Annotated in this window: 15 protein-coding genes; 12 read left to right on the forward strand and 3 right to left on the reverse strand. The window is 72.3% G+C overall.

Going from position 1 to position 16914, the window contains the following annotated elements:
• The first annotated feature begins 10 nt into the window (after positions 1-10).
• Both ACWEJX_RS21470 and ACWEJX_RS21475 read left to right on the forward strand, forming a co-directional pair.
• Positions 11-1543, forward strand: a complete 1533-nt coding sequence (locus ACWEJX_RS21470) for a PP2C family protein-serine/threonine phosphatase (protein ID WP_451609013.1) — start codon at positions 11-13, stop codon at positions 1541-1543.
• A gap of 107 nt (positions 1544-1650) precedes the next feature.
• A complete protein-coding gene (locus tag ACWEJX_RS21475; protein WP_451609014.1) occupies positions 1651-3120 on the forward strand; it encodes an aminopeptidase P family protein in 1470 nt (489 codons plus the stop codon).
• A 98-nt stretch (positions 3121-3218) separates the two neighbouring features.
• On the opposite strand, the gene ACWEJX_RS21480 is transcribed toward ACWEJX_RS21475, so the two are convergent.
• The gene (locus tag ACWEJX_RS21480) at positions 3219-3668 is read right to left on the reverse strand and encodes an ATP-binding protein (protein WP_451609015.1); all 450 of its coding nucleotides are present in this window, start codon (positions 3666-3668) and stop codon (positions 3219-3221) included.
• Positions 3669-3905: 237 nt separating this feature from the next.
• Here ACWEJX_RS21480 and ACWEJX_RS21485 point away from each other — a divergent pair, with 237 nt between their 5' ends.
• The 9 genes from ACWEJX_RS21485 to ACWEJX_RS21525 all read left to right on the forward strand — a co-directional run bounded on the left by ACWEJX_RS21485 (position 3906) and on the right by ACWEJX_RS21525 (position 13569).
• Positions 3906-4718, forward strand: a complete 813-nt coding sequence (locus ACWEJX_RS21485; RefSeq protein WP_451609016.1) for a hypothetical protein — start codon at positions 3906-3908, stop codon at positions 4716-4718.
• A 125-nt stretch (positions 4719-4843) separates the two neighbouring features.
• Complete coding sequence (locus tag ACWEJX_RS21490) at positions 4844-5617, forward strand: DUF1775 domain-containing protein (RefSeq protein ID WP_451609017.1); 774 nt, start codon at positions 4844-4846, stop codon at positions 5615-5617.
• 45 nt (positions 5618-5662) lie between these two features.
• The gene (locus tag ACWEJX_RS21495; protein WP_451609018.1) at positions 5663-6379 is read left to right on the forward strand and encodes an SCO family protein; all 717 of its coding nucleotides are present in this window, start codon (positions 5663-5665) and stop codon (positions 6377-6379) included.
• Positions 6376-6849, forward strand: a complete 474-nt coding sequence (locus tag ACWEJX_RS21500) for a copper chaperone PCu(A)C (RefSeq protein ID WP_451609019.1) — start codon at positions 6376-6378, stop codon at positions 6847-6849. The genes ACWEJX_RS21495 and ACWEJX_RS21500 overlap by 4 nt, the downstream gene beginning before the upstream one ends.
• Before the next feature lie 25 nt (positions 6850-6874).
• A complete protein-coding gene (locus tag ACWEJX_RS21505) occupies positions 6875-8845 on the forward strand; it encodes a copper resistance CopC/CopD family protein (protein ID WP_451609020.1) in 1971 nt (656 codons plus the stop codon).
• A gap of 5 nt (positions 8846-8850) precedes the next feature.
• Positions 8851-10107 (forward strand): iron uptake transporter deferrochelatase/peroxidase subunit, encoded by a 1257-nt coding sequence (gene efeB, locus ACWEJX_RS21510; protein ID WP_451609021.1) that lies wholly within the window; start codon positions 8851-8853, stop codon positions 10105-10107.
• Between the two features lie 102 nt (positions 10108-10209).
• Positions 10210-11145 (forward strand): prephenate dehydratase, encoded by a 936-nt coding sequence (pheA, locus tag ACWEJX_RS21515; RefSeq protein WP_403794518.1) that lies wholly within the window; start codon positions 10210-10212, stop codon positions 11143-11145.
• Between the two features lie 316 nt (positions 11146-11461).
• Entirely contained in the window at positions 11462-12751 is a 1290-nt protein-coding gene (serS, locus tag ACWEJX_RS21520) for a serine--tRNA ligase (protein WP_403794515.1), read from the forward strand.
• 11 nt (positions 12752-12762) lie between these two features.
• Positions 12763-13569 (forward strand): HAD family hydrolase, encoded by an 807-nt coding sequence (locus ACWEJX_RS21525; RefSeq protein ID WP_451609044.1) that lies wholly within the window; start codon positions 12763-12765, stop codon positions 13567-13569.
• A gap of 79 nt (positions 13570-13648) precedes the next feature.
• Here the strand turns inward: ACWEJX_RS21525 and ACWEJX_RS21530 are convergent, their stop codons facing one another.
• On the reverse strand, positions 13649-14347 hold the full coding sequence (locus tag ACWEJX_RS21530; RefSeq protein WP_451609022.1) for a rhomboid-like protein: 699 nt from the start codon (positions 14345-14347) through the stop codon (positions 13649-13651).
• 149 nt (positions 14348-14496) lie between these two features.
• Positions 14497-15900 (reverse strand): dihydrolipoyl dehydrogenase, encoded by a 1404-nt coding sequence (gene lpdA / locus ACWEJX_RS21535; RefSeq protein WP_451609023.1) that lies wholly within the window; start codon positions 15898-15900, stop codon positions 14497-14499.
• Between the two features lie 146 nt (positions 15901-16046).
• Here lpdA and ACWEJX_RS21540 point away from each other — a divergent pair, with 146 nt between their 5' ends.
• Positions 16047-16751, forward strand: a complete 705-nt coding sequence (locus tag ACWEJX_RS21540; RefSeq protein ID WP_451609024.1) for a FadR/GntR family transcriptional regulator — start codon at positions 16047-16049, stop codon at positions 16749-16751.
• Positions 16752-16914 lie beyond the last annotated feature (163 nt).

Consider the following 16914-nt stretch of genomic DNA (forward strand, 5'->3'; position numbering starts at 1 on the left):
CATGGTGACAATGCTGGACATCGATCTACATGTGCGTGTAGATGTGGATCGATGGATAGCGGCGCAGAATGACTTGGGGGTTTGCGATGCTATTGCAGGAAATGCGCAGGTCGGAAAGCCGTCTGCCATGACTACACCCCGCGCGCCGAAAGTGGCCGGAATCGATTCCACCGTTCCCTCTCCCCCGCACACTGCGGCACCCCTCGGCGCGCCGCTCTCCGCCCCGGTCTCCGCCATGCCCCCCGGGACGCCGCTGCAGGACCGCCTGGCCGGCTGGGTCTCGGACCTCACCCTCCTCCAGGAACTCACCGAGTCCCTGATCAGGACCGCCACGCTCGACGAGGCGCTGCACGAGCTGCTGCGCGCCGGCGCCGCCCTGGTCGGGGCGCGCCGCGGGATGGCCGTGCTCGAACCGGCCGACGGCCTCGGCCCCACCAGCACCGTCGGCCTCGGCCTCGCCCACGCCGAGCTCGGCGCCATCGAGACCGTGCCGCGCAGCGTCACCTCGTACGGCCGCATCCTCGACGGCCTCGACCCGCTGACCGAGGGCTCGCTGCCCCGCCCCGTCGCCGTCCCGGACCTGCGATCCGAGGAGGACCTCGACCCGCGGCTCCGCGAGGTCGCCGCCCGCCTCGGCTACGCCGCCAGCTACGCCCTGCCGCTCGCCACGGCGGAGGCCGGGAAGCTCGGCGCGGTCGTCTGGCTGTACGACGAGCCCGCCGAGCCCGCCGAACGCCAGCGCCACCTCGTCGGGCTCTACGGGCGCTTCGCCACCGAGCACCTGGCCCGCCTCCTGGAGGTCGAGCGCGCCCGCGTGCGGGTCGCCACCGTCGCCGAGGAACTGCTGCCCAGCCGGCTCCCCCGGGTCCCCGGCGTGCAGCTCGCCGCCCGGCACCGCACCGGCCCGCGGGGCGGCGGCGACTGGTACGACGCGCTGCCGCTGCCCGAGGGCGCCCTCGGGCTCGCCGTCGGGTCCGTCACCGGCAGCGGGCCGAGCGCCCTGGCCGCCATGGGCAGGCTGCGCGCCTCGCTCCGCGCGTACGCCGTGATGGAGGGCGAGGACCCGGTCGCCGTCCTGTCCGACCTGGAACTGCTGCTCCGCCTCACCGAGCCCGCCCGGTCGGCCACCGCGCTCTTCGCCTACTGCGAGCCGGCCGTCCGCCGGATCGTCCTGGCCGGCGCCGGGCACGCCCCGCCGCTGGTCGTCGGCGAGCACCGCACCGAGTACGTGGAGACCTCGCTGTCGGCGCCGCTCGGCATGCTGGCCTGCTGGGAGGCGCCCAGCGTGGAGCTGTCGCCCGCACCCGGAGAAACGGTGCTGCTGTACACCGACGGGCTGCTGCGGCGCACCGGCGACCCCATGGACCGGGCCTTCGCACGGCTGCACGCGGCCGCCGCGAGCGTGCCGCGGGCGGACCGGGCCGACCCGGGCGCCGTCGCCGACCACGTCCTGCGGACCCTGCTCCCGGACGGCCCGGACGGCCCGGACACGGCGGCGGGCGACGGCGAGGACGTGGTGCTGCTGGCGGCACGCTTCGAGTGAGAAGTGCCACCCGGCGACTTACCGGAAGCGGACCTTCCGCCTCTGGGACGCCTCCGCACGAACGTACGATGGTGATGGTTCAGTGTCGTACCAAAGGAGGCAGAACCGTGGCCGATGAGCTCACGACGGAGACCCCGGAGACCCCGGAAGGTTCCGAAGAGCAGGCGATCAAGCAGCGGAAGAACGGTCTGTACCAGGACGTCTCCGACGAGCTCGCCGACAACATGAAGTCCGGCTGGGCCGACACCGAGCTGCACGACCTCGCCCCGATCGCCCAGGCCGCGCACACCGCCGCCCGCCGCGCCGCGCTCTCCGCCCGCTTCCCGGGCGAGCGCCTGGTGATCCCGGCCGGCAACCTGAAGACCCGGTCCAACGACACCGAGTACTCCTTCCGCGCCTCCACCGAGTACGCGTACCTCACCGGCGACCAGACGCACGACGGCGTGCTCGTCCTGGAGCCCACCGCCGAGGGCCACACCGCCACGATCTACCTGCTGCCGCGCTCGAACCGCGAGAACGGCGAGTTCTGGCTCGACGGCCAGGGCGAGCTGTGGGTCGGCCGCCGCCACTCCCTCGCCGAGGCGGAGCAGCTGCTCGGCCTGCCCGCGAAGGACGTCCGCGAGCTGCCCGCGGCCCTGACCGCGGCGACCGGCCCGGTCCGCGCCGTCCGCGGCCACGACGCCGGCATCGAGGCCGCCCTCGCCGACAAGGTCACCGCCGAGCGCGACGAGGAGCTGCGGATCTTCCTCTCCGAGGCCCGCCTCGTGAAGGACGCCTTCGAGATCGCCGAGCTGGAGAAGGCGTGCGCCTCGACCGCGCGCGGCTTCGAGGACGTCGTCAAGGTCCTCGACAAGGCCCAGGCGACCAGCGAGCGCTACATCGAGGGCACCTTCTTCCTGCGCGCCCGCGTCGAGGGCAACGACGTCGGCTACGGCACCATCGCCGCCGCCGGCCCGCACGCCTGCACCCTGCACTGGGTCCGCAACGACGGCCCGGTCCGCTCCGGAGACCTGCTGCTGCTCGACGCCGGCGTGGAGACCACCGAGCTCTACACCGCCGACGTCACCCGCACCCTGCCGGTCAACGGCCGCTTCACGGACGTCCAGCGCAAGATCTACGACGCCGTGTACGAGGCCCAGGAGGCCGGCATCGCCGCCGTGAAGCCCGGCGCCGCCTACCGCGACTTCCACGACGCCGCCCAGCGCGTGCTCGCCGAGAAGCTCGTCGAGTGGGGCCTCGTCGAGGGCCCGGTCGACCGCGTCCTGGAGCTCGGCCTGCAGCGCCGCTGGACCCTGCACGGCACCGGTCACATGCTCGGCATGGACGTCCACGACTGCGCCGCCGCGCGCACCGAGGCGTACGTCGACACGACCCTGGAGCCGGGCATGTGCCTGACCGTCGAGCCGGGTCTCTACTTCCAGGCCGACGACATCAGCGTGCCGGAGGAGTACCGGGGCATCGGCGTCCGCATCGAGGACGACATCCTCGTGACGGACTCGGGCAACCGGAACCTGTCGGACCGGCTGCCGCGCCGCTCCGACGAGGTCGAGGCGTGGATGGCCGCCCTGCAGGGCTGACCTCCCCTCGCGTCAGGAGCCCCCGCCGACACCGTCGGTGGGGGCTCCTCCCGTCTGTGGCGCCGGCCGCCCCGGCAGCGCCACGCCGGCGACGCTGGCTACGCCAGCGCGAGCGGCGCGTCCGGGCGCCACTTGAGGAGCTTGTCGAAGCTGACCAGCGCACCGCCCCGACCCGTACGGCCGACGTGCACGTGGTCGGCGAGCTCCTCGATCAGCCGCAGCCCGCGGCCGTGTTCGGCGTACGTGTCGGCCGGCGGCACGGGTGCGGGCCCCGGGAAGCCGGGGCCGGAGTCGGCCACCTCGATGCGGCAGGTCTCACCGTCCAGGTAGGCGGTGACGCGATACGCCGCCGAGGCCGGGCCGAAGCGGCCGCCGGAGGCGCCACCGTGCTCGACGGCGTTCGCGCACGCCTCCGTCAGGGCCACCGACAAGTCGTAGGAGACGTCCGGGTCGACGCCCGCCGTCTCCATCGTGCCGAGCAGCAGCCGGCGGGCGAGTGGCACGCTCGCGGCCTCGCGCCGCAGATGCAGGGACCACCAGATGCTCATGCTCCAGCCTCCTGTGCGCCACGACATACCGATACGTATTGCCGTGCGGCGCGGTCCATAAGCCCCCTCCCACCGCAACAGCGCCCGTTCGGCGGATGCGGGAATCGGTGCGCCGGTGTAATGCGCGCCGCTCCGTGCCGGTCGGAGTCCGACGGGATGCCGTCCGAAGGCGCACAAGGGTGACCTTCCGGACCTGCCGTATGGGCGGGGTGGGCCTGGTGCGATGATGGGCCCGCCATGTCTGCCCCCGCGCTCGCGCCACGCATGCTGAGGGCCGCGGTGTTCACCGCGGTCTGCGTCGTGCTGGCCGCGCTCGGCCACGCGCTGGCCGCCTGCGCGGGGATCGCGCTGTGGTCGCTGGCCGCCGGCTTCCTCGGCGTCTTCGGCTTCACGGTGCTCGTCGCGGGACGCGAGCGTTCGCTGTCCTTCGTCGTCGGCGCGCTCACGGTCGGACAGCTCGGCCTGCACGCCCTGTTCGGCCTCGGGCAGCGACCGCTGGCCCTGGGCCCGCAGTCGGACAACGCGCTCGTCAACCTCGCCGCCAAGCTGGTCTGCGGACGCGGCGCGTCCGCGCTGAGCCCCGCCGACGCGGCCCGGATCGTCAGCGACGCCGGGCTCACCCCGGTCGCCCCGGCCGCGGCCGGGCCGCACGCGCACATGGCGGGCATGAGCGGGATGCCTTCCCCGGTCGTTCCCGTCGCGCCCGCCGAACTGGTGCCCAGCCTCCCGATGCTGCTCGGTCACCTCCTCGCCGCGCTCGCCACCGGCTGGCTGCTGCGCCGCGGCGACCTGGCCCTCGGCCGGCTCGTCCGGCTGTCGACGGAGGGCGTCGCCGAGTTCGCCGAGTGCGCGCTCGTACGCTCGCTGCGCGCCGCGCTGTTCCTCGTACGGGCCCTGCTCGCCGGCCTGCCGGGCGCCCCGGCCACCGGGCCGCGCCGGCCCGCCCGTACCGCTTTCGACTCCTCGCCGCCACCGGTGGCCGAGGCACTTCAGCACACGGTGATCAGGCGCGGCCCGCCGGCCGCCGCCCGCTGCGTCCTCGCAGCCTGAGGCGGGCCGCTCCAGCAACGGAGGAATTCCGGGGGGCGGGTCCGCAGCCGTCCGCGTCCGCACGCGGACCGCGCACGCCTGTCTTCCGACCGTTCCCACTTTCCATGAGCTGGAGTGTCTCTGCCATGAGCGTTTCCCGTGCGTTCCCGCCCCGTACGTTCGTCTCCCGTGCCGCCGTCGCCGCCGGTGTCGCCGCCTCCTCCGTCCTGCTGCTCTCCGGCACCGCCTTCGCGCACGTGAGCGTGCAGCCGCAGGGCCAGGCCACGCAGGGCGGCTACGCGACCGTCAACCTGAAGGTGCCGAACGAGAGCGACACCGCCTCCACGGTCAAGGTCGAGCTCTCCTTCCCGGCCGACCACCCGCTGGCCTCCGTGATGCCGCAGCCGGTCCCCGGCTGGAAGATCGAGGTCGCCAAGGCGAAGCTCGCCAAGCCGCTGGAGATGGAGGGCAGCAAGATCAACGAGGCCGTCTCCAAGGTGACCTGGACGGCGGACGGCTCGAAGATCGGCCCCGGCCAGTTCCAGCAGTTCCCGCTCTCCCTCGGCCAGCTGCCCGAGGACACCGACCGGATCGTCCTGAAGGCCGTGCAGACCTACGACGACAACAAGGTCGCGCGCTGGATCGAGGAGCCCAAGGACGGCGCCGCCGAGCCCGAGAACCCGGCGCCGGTCCTGAAGCTGTCCGCCGCGACCGGCGAAGGCGACGACGACCACCACGGCGGTGCCGCCAAGGGCGCCGACGACAAGGGCGACGAGCACGGCGACAAGGCCGGCGAGCACAAGGAGGCCGCCGCCTCCTCGACCGACAACGCGGCCCGGGTGCTCGGCGTCGTCGGCATCGCCATCGGAGTCGCCGGAGTCGCCTTCGGCGTCCTGGCCGGGCGCCGTCGCTCGGCCTGACACACGGCCCCGCGCACATCCCCTCTCCCGAAAGACACACCAGCCATGTCTGACACCAAGACCGACGGCGACCGCCCCGGCCGCCGTGCGCCGCTGATCGCCGCCACCGTGGCGATCGTCGCGGCGATCGGCATCACCGCCGCTGTCGGCCTCAACGGCGGCGGTGACGAGAAGGCGTCCGGCGCCGCCAACGCGCCGGTCGCCGACGTCTCCGGCGGCACCGACAACACCAAGGCCGCCACCGTCCTCGACCGGCCGTTCACCAAGCCCGACCTGGTCCTCACCGACACCAAGGGCCAGAAGTACGACCTCCGCGAGCGCACCAAGGGCAAGCCGACGCTCATCTACTTCGGCTACACCCACTGCCCCGACGTGTGCCCGCTGACGATGAGCAACATCGCCATCGCGCGCAAGCAGCTCCCCAAGGCCGACCAGGACAAGCTCCAGGTCGTCTTCGTCACCACCGACCCGGAGCGGGACACCGCCGCCGAGCTCGGCAAGTGGCTGCCCGCCGCCGGCGACCCGTCGTTCACCGGTCTGACCGGCGACTTCTCGGCCATCCAGGCCGGGGCGCGCTCGATCGGCATCGGCATCGACCCGCCGACGAAGGAGAAGGACGGCACGGTCGTCTCCATGCACGGAGCGCAGGTGATCGCGTTCTCGCCGACGACCGACCAGGGCTACGTCCTGTACGGCGAGAGCACCACCGCCGACCAGTACGCCGCCGACCTGCCGAAGCTCATCAAGGGGGAGAACCCGTGACCCGCCGCACCACCACCCTGTCCGCCTCCGTCTCGGCCGTGGCGCTCGCCGCCGCGCTCGCGCTGACCGGTTGCTCGTCCTCGTCCTCGGACGCCAAGAGCGGCCCCGAACTGAAGGTGAGCGGCGCGTTCATGCCGCAGCCGGTGATGGACATGGCCGGCGGCTTCCTCACCATCACCAACGACGGGAACACGGCCGACAAGCTCACCTCCGTCACCAGCTCGCTCTCGGACGACATCACGATCCACGAGTCCAAGAACCAGAAGATGCAGGAGGTGAAGTCCTTCGACATCCCGGCGAACGGCGAGCTCAAGCTCGAACGCGGTGGCAGCCACATCATGTTCATGGAGCTTAAGAAGCAGCCCAAGCAGGGCGAGAAGGTCGGCATCGAGCTCCACTTCGAGAAGTCCGCCCCCATCAAGGTCGAGCTTCCCGTCGAGGCGCCCAACCACAACCCGAAGCAGCACTGACCGCTCTGAGGGAGTGCCAGAAACCGTGACAACCACCGCCCCGCGCCTCGGGCCGACGCCGGCCGTCGTCGCCCGGCTGCTGCTCGTCGCCGCCGCGCTCCTCGGCGCCCTGCTCGCCACGGCCGGCCCCGCGTCCGCGCACGCGGCGCTGACCGGCAGCGACCCGCAGGACGGGGCGGTCGTCGCCACCGCCCCCAAGGAGGTCGACCTCACCTTCTCCGAACAGGTCGCCATGAGCGGCGACTCCATCCGGGTCCTCGACCCGGCGGGGAAGCGGGCCGACACGGGCGAGATCCGCGACCGGTGCAGCGGTTCGACCGTCCGCTACGGGGTCGAGCTGCTGCCCGGGCTGCCCGACGGCACCTACACCGTGGCTTGGCAGACGGTCTCCGCCGACAGCCACCCCGTCTCCGGCGCCTTCACCTTCTCCATCGGCGCCCCGTCGAAGACCTCCGTCGCCCTGCCGGACACTCCGGTGGGCGGCGGGGCCGTCGGCGCGCTGTACGGGATCGCGCGCTACCTCTCGTACGCCGCCTTCGTCGTCCTCGTCGGCGGCGGCGCGTTCGTGCTCGCCTGCTGGCCGCGCGGTGCGGCCGTACGACCGGTGCAGAAGCTCGTGGTGGGCGGCTGGCTCACGCTGACCGGCTCCACGCTCGCGCTGCTGCTGCTCCGTCACCCGTACACCCGGACCGGGAAGCTCGCCGACGTCTTCGACCTGGGCGGGCTGCGGGCCGTCCTGGAGACGAAGACCGGGGCGGCGCTCTCCTCCCGGCTGCTGCTGCTCGGCGCGGCGGCGCTGTTCGTGGCCGTGCTGTTCGGCGCGTACGCCAGGAACGTGGCGGAGCAGGACCACGGGAACGAGGGCGACGAGCGCGACGAGGAGGGGCGCCGGGACCTCACCTTCGGGCTCGCGCTCGGCGGCGTCGTCGTCGCCGCCGGCATCGCCGGGACCTGGGCGCTCGCCGAGCACGCCTCCACCGGGCTGCAGCCGGGCGTCGCGATGCCCGTCGACATCCTGCACCTGCTGGCCGTGGCCGCCTGGCTGGGCGGTCTGACCGCGCTGCTCGTCGCGCTGTACCGGGCGCCGTCGGTCGAGCGGTCGGCCGTCGAGCGCTACTCGAAGGTGGCGTTCGGCTCGGTCGTCGTCCTCGCCGCCACCGGGATCTACCAGTCCTGGCGGCAGGTCGGCACCTGGTCTGCGCTCACCGACACCCGGTACGGACAGCTCCTCCTGGTCAAGATCGGCCTGGTCGCCGTGCTCGTGGCCATCGGCTGGGTGTCACGGCGCTGGGTGCGGCGGCTCGCGGAGACGCCTGCTTCCGAGCGAGCGGAGGGGGCCGCTTCCGAGCGGGCGGAGGAGGCCGAGGGGACCGAGGAGCCCTCGGATGCGCAGAGCCCCGAGGCCGTCGAGGTCGACGAGGAGCGGGCCGCGCAGCTCGCGCGGCAGCGGGCCGCCGTCGCCACCGCCCGGCGGAAGAAGGCGCGGGACGCGGACCCCGAGCGGGCCGGGCTGCGCCGCTCGGTGCTCACCGAGGCCGCCGTCGCCGTCGTGCTGCTCGCCGTCACGACCGTGCTGACCGCCACCGAGCCCGCCCGCACGGAGGAGGAGACGGGCCGCGGCCGGGCCGCGGCCGGGTCCACCGCCGTCCCCAACCGCCCGATCGACGTCCGGCTGCCCTTCGACACGGGCGGCGTCGACGGCAAGGGCACCGTGCAGCTCACCCTCGACCCGGGCCGTACGGGCGCCAACGCGCTGCACATCTACGTGCTGCGGCCGAACGGGCGGGGCCTGGACGTCCCCGAGGTGAAGGTCGCCTTCACCCTCAAGGAGAAGAACATCGGCCCGCTGCCGGTGCTGCCCGACCGGGTCCAGACCGGACACTGGAGTGCGGCCGGCGTCCAGCTGCCGATGCCGGGCGAATGGACGATGCAGGTCACGGTCCGCACCTCCGACATCGACCAGACCACCATCGAGAAGAACGTGAAGATCGGCTGAACCCCGTGAGCGACAACAATCTTGAGATCTCCCGGCGGCGGGTGCTCGGCACCGTGGGCGCGGCAGGCGCCGCCGGGCTCGTGATCGGCGCGGCCGGCGGTGCCGGGATCACCGCGGCAGTGTCCGAAGACGGCTCCGCCGACGGCGCCGCGGGCCCGCAGGCGCTCGCCTCCGTCGGCGCGACCGAGGTGATGTTTCACGGGAAACATCAAGCGGGGATCACCACTCCGCTTCAGGCCCGCGGCCATCTGATCGCCTTCGACCTCGCCCCCGGCGCCGGCCGCAAGGAGGCCGCCGCGCTGCTGCGCCGCTGGTCGGCCACGGCCAAGGCGCTGATGGCGGGCGGGACCGCGACCGACGACACCGGGATCGCGCTCGACGCGGGGCCGTCCTCCCTGACGGTGACCTTCGGCTTCGGCCGCACCTTCTTCGATCGCACCGGGCTCGCCGCGCGCCGCCCGGCGCAGCTGGATCCGCTGCCCGCCTTCTCGTCCGACGCGCTCGACCCGAAGCGTTCGGAGGGCGATCTGTGGGTGCAGATCGGCGCGGACGACGCCCTGGTCGCCTTCCACGCGCTGCGCGCGGTCCAGAAGGACGCGGCGGGCGCGGCCCGGGTGCGCTGGCAGATGAACGGCTTCAACCGGTCCGCCGGGGCCACGGCCAGGCCGATGACGGCCCGCAACCTGATGGGCCAGGTCGACGGCACGAACAACCCGAAGCCGTCCGAGCCCGACTTCGACCGCCGGATCTTCGTGCCCGGGTCCTCCTCGTCCGACTGGATGGCGGGCGGCTCGTACGCGGTCGTGCGGCGGATCCGGATGCTGCTCGACGACTGGGAGAAGCTCCCGCTCGACAAGCAGGAGAAGGTCATCGGCCGGCGGAAGGCGGACGGCGCACCGCTGAGCGGCGGGACCGAGACGACCAAGCTCGACCTGAACAAGCTCGGCCCGGACGGCAAGGCCGTCATCCCGGACAACGCCCACGCCCGGATCTCCGCCCCCGAACAGAACGGCGGAGCGGCGATGCTGCGCCGGCCGTTCTCCTTCCACGACGGGATCGCGCCCGACGGCACGCCGGACGCCGGTCTGCTCTTCGTGTGCTGGCAGGCCGACCCGCTGCGCGGCTTCGTGCCCGTGCAGCGCAAGCTCGACCGGGGCGACGCGCTGTCCCCGTTCGTGCGGCACGAGTCGAGCGGTCTGTTCGCGGTGCCGGGCGGGCCGGCCGAGGGCGAGTACGTGGGCCAGCGGCTTCTGGAGGCGTAGCCGGCCCTGTTGCGGCGTACGCCGGGTCACTCCCGGCGTAGCCGGGTTCTCAAGGCGCAGAACGCCACCGCCCCGGCGGACCGGCTCCATTAGGGTGACCGTATGTCCGCCACCCGGTATACGTATCTCGGTCCCGAAGGCACTTTCACGGAGGCCGCGCTGCGTACGCTGCCCGAGGCCGCGACGCGGGAGCTCGTCCCGATGGTCTCGGTCCCGGCCGCGCTCGACGCCGTGCGCAACGGTGAGGCGGCGGCGGCGCTCGTGCCCATCGAGAACTCGGTCGAGGGCGGCGTGACCGCCACGCTCGACGAGCTGGCCTCGGGCGAGCCGCTGATGATCTACCGCGAGGTGGTCCTGCCGATCGCCTTCGCCCTGCTCGTACGGCCGGGGACGAAGCTGTCGGAGATCAAGACGGTCACCGGCCATCCGGTCGCCCAGCCGCAGGTGCGGAACTGGCTGCGGTCGCATCTGCCGGAGGCGGTGTGGGAGTCGGCCGCCTCCAACGCAGACGGGGCCCGGCTCGTGCAGGAGGGCCGCTTCGACGCGGCCTTCGCGGGTGAGTTCGCGGCGGCGACGTACGGTCTCGAGCCGCTGGTGACCGAGATCCACGACGCCGAGAACGCGGAGACGCGGTTCGTGCTCGTGGGCCGCCCGGCGCGGCCGGCGGCGCCCACCGGGGCGGACAAGACCTCGGTCGTGCTGTGGCTCGGCGACGACCACCCGGGCGCCCTGCTCGAACTCCTCCAGGAGTTCGCGGTCCGCGGGGTCAACCTGATGCTGATCCAGTCGCGCCCGACGGGCGCGGGCATCGGCAACTACTGCTTCGCCGTCGACGCCGAGGGCCACATCTCGGACCGGCGGGTCGGCGAGGCGCTGATGGGCCTGAAGCGGATCTGCCCGCAGGTGCGCTTCCTGGGCTCGTACCCGCGCGCGGGCGTCGCGCCCGAGGACGTACGACCGCTGCGGCGCGGGACGACGGACACCGAGTTCACGGCGGCGTCGGACTGGCTGGCCCGGGCCCAGGACGGCCGGGCCTGAGTTATCCACAGGCTCGCCCCGCAGGCTGGGGACAAGTCGACATGACGGTTGGGACAGGTCGACAAATCACCGTCATCCCAGGTCCGGGGCCCCACACTTTGGAGCGAGGTATTCTCACTCGAAGGAGTGGGAAATTGCCGTGGAGATCGACGGGCGGCGCTCGTCCACAGATCTTTCGCACACCCTGTGGATAACTCACTCTCGCTGTGCAGAACTCCGAATGAGGAATTCGCTGGAAAGCGAAGCAATTCGGGCAAAGCGCCACGCAAACCCATATCGAGTAGGGCCGTACCTGCCGCACCGGTAGCCTGGTGGGGTGATTGACCTTCGCCTGCTCCGTGAGGACCCCGACCGTGTTCGCGCCTCCCAGCGCGCCCGTGGAGAGGACGTCGGCCTCGTCGACGCCCTGCTCTCCGCCGATGAGCGGCGCAGGTCGTCCGGCGTCCGCTTCGACGAACTCCGCTCCGAGCAGAAGTCGCTCGGCAAGCTGATCCCCAAGGCCTCCCCCGAGGAGCGCGCCGAGCTGCTGCAGAAGGCCGAGCAGCTCAAGTCCGACGTCAAGGCCGCCGAGGCCGAGCAGAACGAGGCCGACGAGACGGCCCGCGCGCTGCTGCTCCAGCTCGGCAACATCGTCCACCAGGACGTGCCGGTCGGCGGCGAGGAGGACTTCGTCGTCCTGGAGACGCACGGCACCATCCGCGACTTCGCCGCCGAGGGCTTCGAGCCCAAGGACCACCTGGAGCTCGGCGAGGCCCTCGGCGCCATCGACGTCGAGCGCGGCGCCAAGGTCTCCGGCTCGCGCTTCTACTACCTGACCGGCGTCGGCGCGCTCCTGGAGCTCGCCCTGGTCAACGCGGCGATCGCGCAGGCCACCGAGGCCGGCTTCATCCCCATGCTCACCCCGGCGCTGGTCCGCCCGCGCGCCATGGAGGGCACCGGCTTCCTCGGCCAGGCCGCCGAGAACGTGTACCACCTGGAGAAGGACGACTTCTACCTGGTCGGCACGTCCGAGGTGCCGCTCGCCGCGTACCACATGGACGAGATCATCGAGGCCGACAAGCTGCCGCTGCGCTACGCCGGCTTCTCGCCGTGCTTCCGCCGCGAGGCCGGCACGTACGGCAAGGACACCCGCGGCATCTTCCGCGTCCACCAGTTCGACAAGGTCGAGATGTTCTCGTACGTCGCTCCGGAGGACGCCGAGGCCGAGCACAAGCGGCTCCTGGAGTGGGAGAAGCAGTGGCTCAACTCCCTGGAGCTGCCCTTCCAGGTCATCGACGTCGCCACCGGCGACCTCGGCGCCTCGGCCTCGCGCAAGTTCGACTGCGAGGCGTGGATCCCGACCCAGGGCAAGTACCGCGAGCTGACCTCGGCCTCCAACTGCGACGGCTTCCAGGCCCGCCGCCTCTCCGTGCGCATGCGCGAGGAGAAGGACGGCAAGAAGACCGTGCAGCCGCTGGCCACGCTGAACGGCACGCTGTGCGCCGTCCCGCGCACCATCGTGGCGATCCTGGAGAACCACCAGCTGGCCGACGGCTCGGTGCGGGTGCCCGAGGTGCTGCGCCCCTACCTCGGCGGCCGCGAGGTCCTGGAGCCGGTCTCCAAGTGAGCACGTTCCCGGTGAGCACGTTCCCCTACCGCCTGGTCGCGACGGACCTCGACGGCACGCTGCTGCGGGCCGACGAGTCCGTCTCCGAGCGGACGCGCGCGGCGCTCGTCGCGGCGAGCGAGGCCGGAGCGGCGCACATCATCGTGACCGGGCGGGGGGTGCCCTGGACCCGGCACATCCTCGACGACCTCGGCTACGAGGGGATCGCGGTGTGCGGGCAGGGCGCGCAGGTCTACCACGCCGGTGAGCACCGGCTGCTGACCTCGCTCACGCTCGACCGGCAGCTCGCCGGCCTCGCCCTCTCCAAGATCGAGGCGGAGGTCGGGCCGCTGGCCCTGGCCGCCAGCCGCGACGGCCTGGAGGGCGAGGTCCTGATCGGCCCCGGCTACCGGAGCCAGGAAGGGCCGCTGCCGTACGTCCCGTACGAGGACCCGGCCGAGCTGTGGGCGGCGCCGCTGACCAAGCTCTACATCCAGCACCCGACGCTGACCGACGACGAGCTGACCCTGATCGCCCGGGAGACCGTCGGCGGGCTCGTCGACGTCGTCCTGGCCGGCCCGGGCATCGTGGAGATCGTCCCGCTCGGCCTCACCAAGGCCACCGGCCTCTCGATCGCCGCGCGCCGGCTCGGCGTGAAGGCCGCGGAGACCATCGCCTTCGGCGACATGCCCAACGACATCCCGATGTTCGGCTGGGCGGCCCGGGGCGTGGCGATGGCCAACGCGCACGTGGAGCTGAAGGCGGTCGCCGACGAGGTGACCGGCTCGAACGAGGAGGACGGCATCGCCGTCGTCCTGGAGCGTCTGCTCGGCGCATAGGACCAGGGAGTACGAGAAGCGGGGCGGCCCGCGCGGTTCGCCTCCGCGCGCTCGAAGCGGCCGCCCCGTTTCCGTACCCCTAGTGTGCGCCGGGCCCTCCGCCGCCGACCAGCGGTTTTCGCCCCGGCCCGGGTCCGGGCCGGGGTCCGCGCCCTGCCCCTGGCCCCGATCCCGGCCCCGGCCCCGATCCTGGCCCCGGTCCCGGCCCCGCGGACCGCGCGAGCGGCCAGAAGGCCAGGCCGATGACGAGCGAGATCGCGTGCCCGAGGTCCGTGTACGTGCGGTTGGTGACCAGCGGCACGGCGAAGAAGGCCACCGCCCCGGCCAGGTAGAACCAGCGCCAGGGGCGCGGCAGCCGGTAGGTGAGGATGCCGGCCGAGGCCGCGAGCCCGTAACTCACCCCGATGTCGACGACGTGCGCCATGCTGCGCGGCACGTGCTGGTCCCGGATGGCGAGGAGGACCACCTCCTGGCTGATGAGGGTGGCCGCGACGTGCGCGGTGGCGACGACGACCAGCCATTTCACGGTGCCGAGCCAGCGCTCGACGGGCGCGTGCAGGACCTCGAAGAGGACGGCGTAGAGGAGCAGGCTCTCCGGGTTCTCGATCCAGAAGGCGCTGCTGAGCAGCGCGCGCGACGGATGGTGGGAGAGCTCGAAGAGATTGCTGCTGTTGCGGTGCAGCAGATAGCGCTCGAGCCGGTCCGGGGAAAGCGCGATGACCAGGCTGGTGATGGCGATGACGGCCAGCCAGAGGTGCGTACCGGGTGACGAACGCACCCACGACCTGATCGGCCGGGATGGTTCGCCACCCGGTGGCACCGGGAATCGGCTTGAGGTTTTGCTCGGCACATATCAGTGCCTATCACCCCGAGCTGGGTGATTTATGAGCGAAACCTTCGCCGTCCGAGAGAAACCCTCGGGAAACCTCAGAAATTGATCATGTGACCGGCGATGCCGTGGATCGCTTCCTTCACGGCCTCGCCCAGGGTCGGGTGCGCGTGCACGTTGCGCGCGACCTCGTGGACCGTGAGGTCCCACTGCTGCGCCAGGGTCAGCTCGGGCAGCAGCTCGGTGACGTCCGGGCCGATCAGGTGGGCGCCGATGATCTCGCCGTACTTGGCGTCGGCGACGATCTTCACGAAGCCGGTCGAGTCGCCGAGGCCGTGCGCCTTGCCGTTCGCCATGAACGGGAACTTGGCGACCTTGACGTCGTAGCCCTTCTCGCGCGCCTGGGCCTCGGTGTAGCCGAAGCTCGCGATCTGCGGCTGGCAGTAGGTGGCGCGCGGGATCATCGGGTAGTCGAGCTCCATCGTCTCGGCGTCCGCGATGGTCTCGGCGGCGATGACGCCCATGGCCTCGGCGGTGTGCGCGAGCATCAGCTTCGCGGTCACGTCACCGATGGCGTAGATGTGCGGCACGGAGGTGCGGCAGCGGCCGTCGACGTCGATGGCGCCGCGCTCGGTGAGGGCGACACCGGTGTTCTCCAGGCCGTAGCCGGAGACGTTCGGCGCGAAGCCGATGGCCTGCAGGACCTTGTCGGCCTCCAGGACCTTCTGCGAGCCGTCCTTGCCGGTGACGGTGACGCGGACCTGCGGGCCGGACTCGTCGATGGCGTCGACGCGGGTCGAGGTGAGGACGTCGATGCCGAGCTTGCGGTACTGCTTCGCGAGCTCCTTGGACACCTCCTCGTCCTCCAGCGGGGCCATCCGGTCGAGGAACTCGACGATGGTGACCTTGGTGCCGTAGTTGTTCAGGACGTACGCGAACTCGATGCCGATCGCGCCGGCGCCGGCGATGATGATCGACTGCGGGGCGTCCTCGGCGAGGATCTGCTCCTCGTACGACACGACGCGGTCGCTGAGGGCGGTGCCGGGCAGCAGACGCGCGGTGGCGCCGGTGGCGATGATGCAGTTGTCGAAGGTGATCGTCTGCGTGGTGCCGTCGGCCTTCGCCACCTGGAGGGTGTTCGCGTCGAGGAAGGTGCCCCGGCCGTCGAACTCGGTGATCCCGTTCTTCTTCATCAGGAAGTGGACGCCCTTGACGCGGCCGTCCGCGACCGTGCGGCTGCGGCGGAACGCCTCGCCGTAGTCGAAGGAGACCGTGCCGTCGACCTTGATGCCGAAGGTCTTGGCCTCGTGGTTGAAGATGTGGGCGAGTTCGGCGTTGCGCAGCAGCGCCTTGGTGGGGATGCAGCCGACGTTCAGGCAGACACCGCCCCAGTACTTCTCCTCGACGACCGCGACCCGCTTGCCCAGCTGGGCGGCGCGGATGGCGGCGACGTAGCCGCCGGGGCCAGCTCCGAGTACGACGACGTCGAAGCGGTCTGACATGACTGACTCCCGAGGGTGGTGAGGGTGTTCGGCACACGTACGAGCCCACAGTAGTCCGGTAGCTGTGGGCCGGCCGGGGAGGCGAGCGACGTCACTTGTAGGATGACTGGGCAACCGGATGAATGGCCTCGAAGGCAGGAGCGACGATGGCGCTGAAGGCGGCGGGACGGACCTCGCTGGTGGACTCCGTGGTCGAGCAGTTGCGGGCGCAGCTCGCGGCCGGCGAGTGGGCGGTCGGGGACCGGATTCCCACCGAGCACGAGCTGGCGGCGCTCCTCGGCGTCGGCCGCAACACGGTCCGCGAGGCCGTCCGGGTCCTCGTCCACGCCGGTCTCCTGGAGTCCCGTCAGGGCAACGGCACCTTCGTCAGGTCCACCGCCGACCCGGCCGCCGTCCTCGGCGCCGTGCGGCACGCGGGCGCCCGCGACGTCCTGGAGCTGCGCGCCGCCCTGGAGGCGGAGGCGGCGCGGCTCGCGGCCGTGCGGCGCGACACCCACGACCTGCTGCGGCTGCGCGCGGCCCTGACCACGCTGCGCGAGGAGGGCGACCGGGACGCGGACGCCGACCTCGCCTTCCACCTGGCGGTCGTCGAGGCCACCCACAACGCCGCCTTCCGCGAGGTCTACCGCTTCTTCTCCACCCAGGTGCACGAGGTGCTGGTCGAGGCGCTGTGCGACGCGGCGATGCCGGGGGTCGACATCGACCTGCACGAGGCCGTCGTCGTGGCCATCGAGAACGGCGACGCGGAGGCGGCGGAAGCCGGGGCGCGGGAGCTGCTGCGGGTCCCGATGGAGACGCACGCCGCACTGGACGCCGCCCTGGCGGACCCGGCGGAGGGTGGTGCCCGGTGACGGCCGGTTCCTCGACGACGTTTCACGCCGAGGCGGAGGCGGGGACCCGATCCTCCGCGAACGGTGCGGGGGGTGCGGGCGGTGCGGGCGTTTCCGGGGGCGCGGGCGGTGCGGCCGGTGCCGCTGGTGCTGCTGGTGTCGCCGGTGCGGGCGGTGCAGGCGG

The sequence above is a fragment of the Streptomyces sp. NPDC004788 genome, from assembly GCF_053601115.1.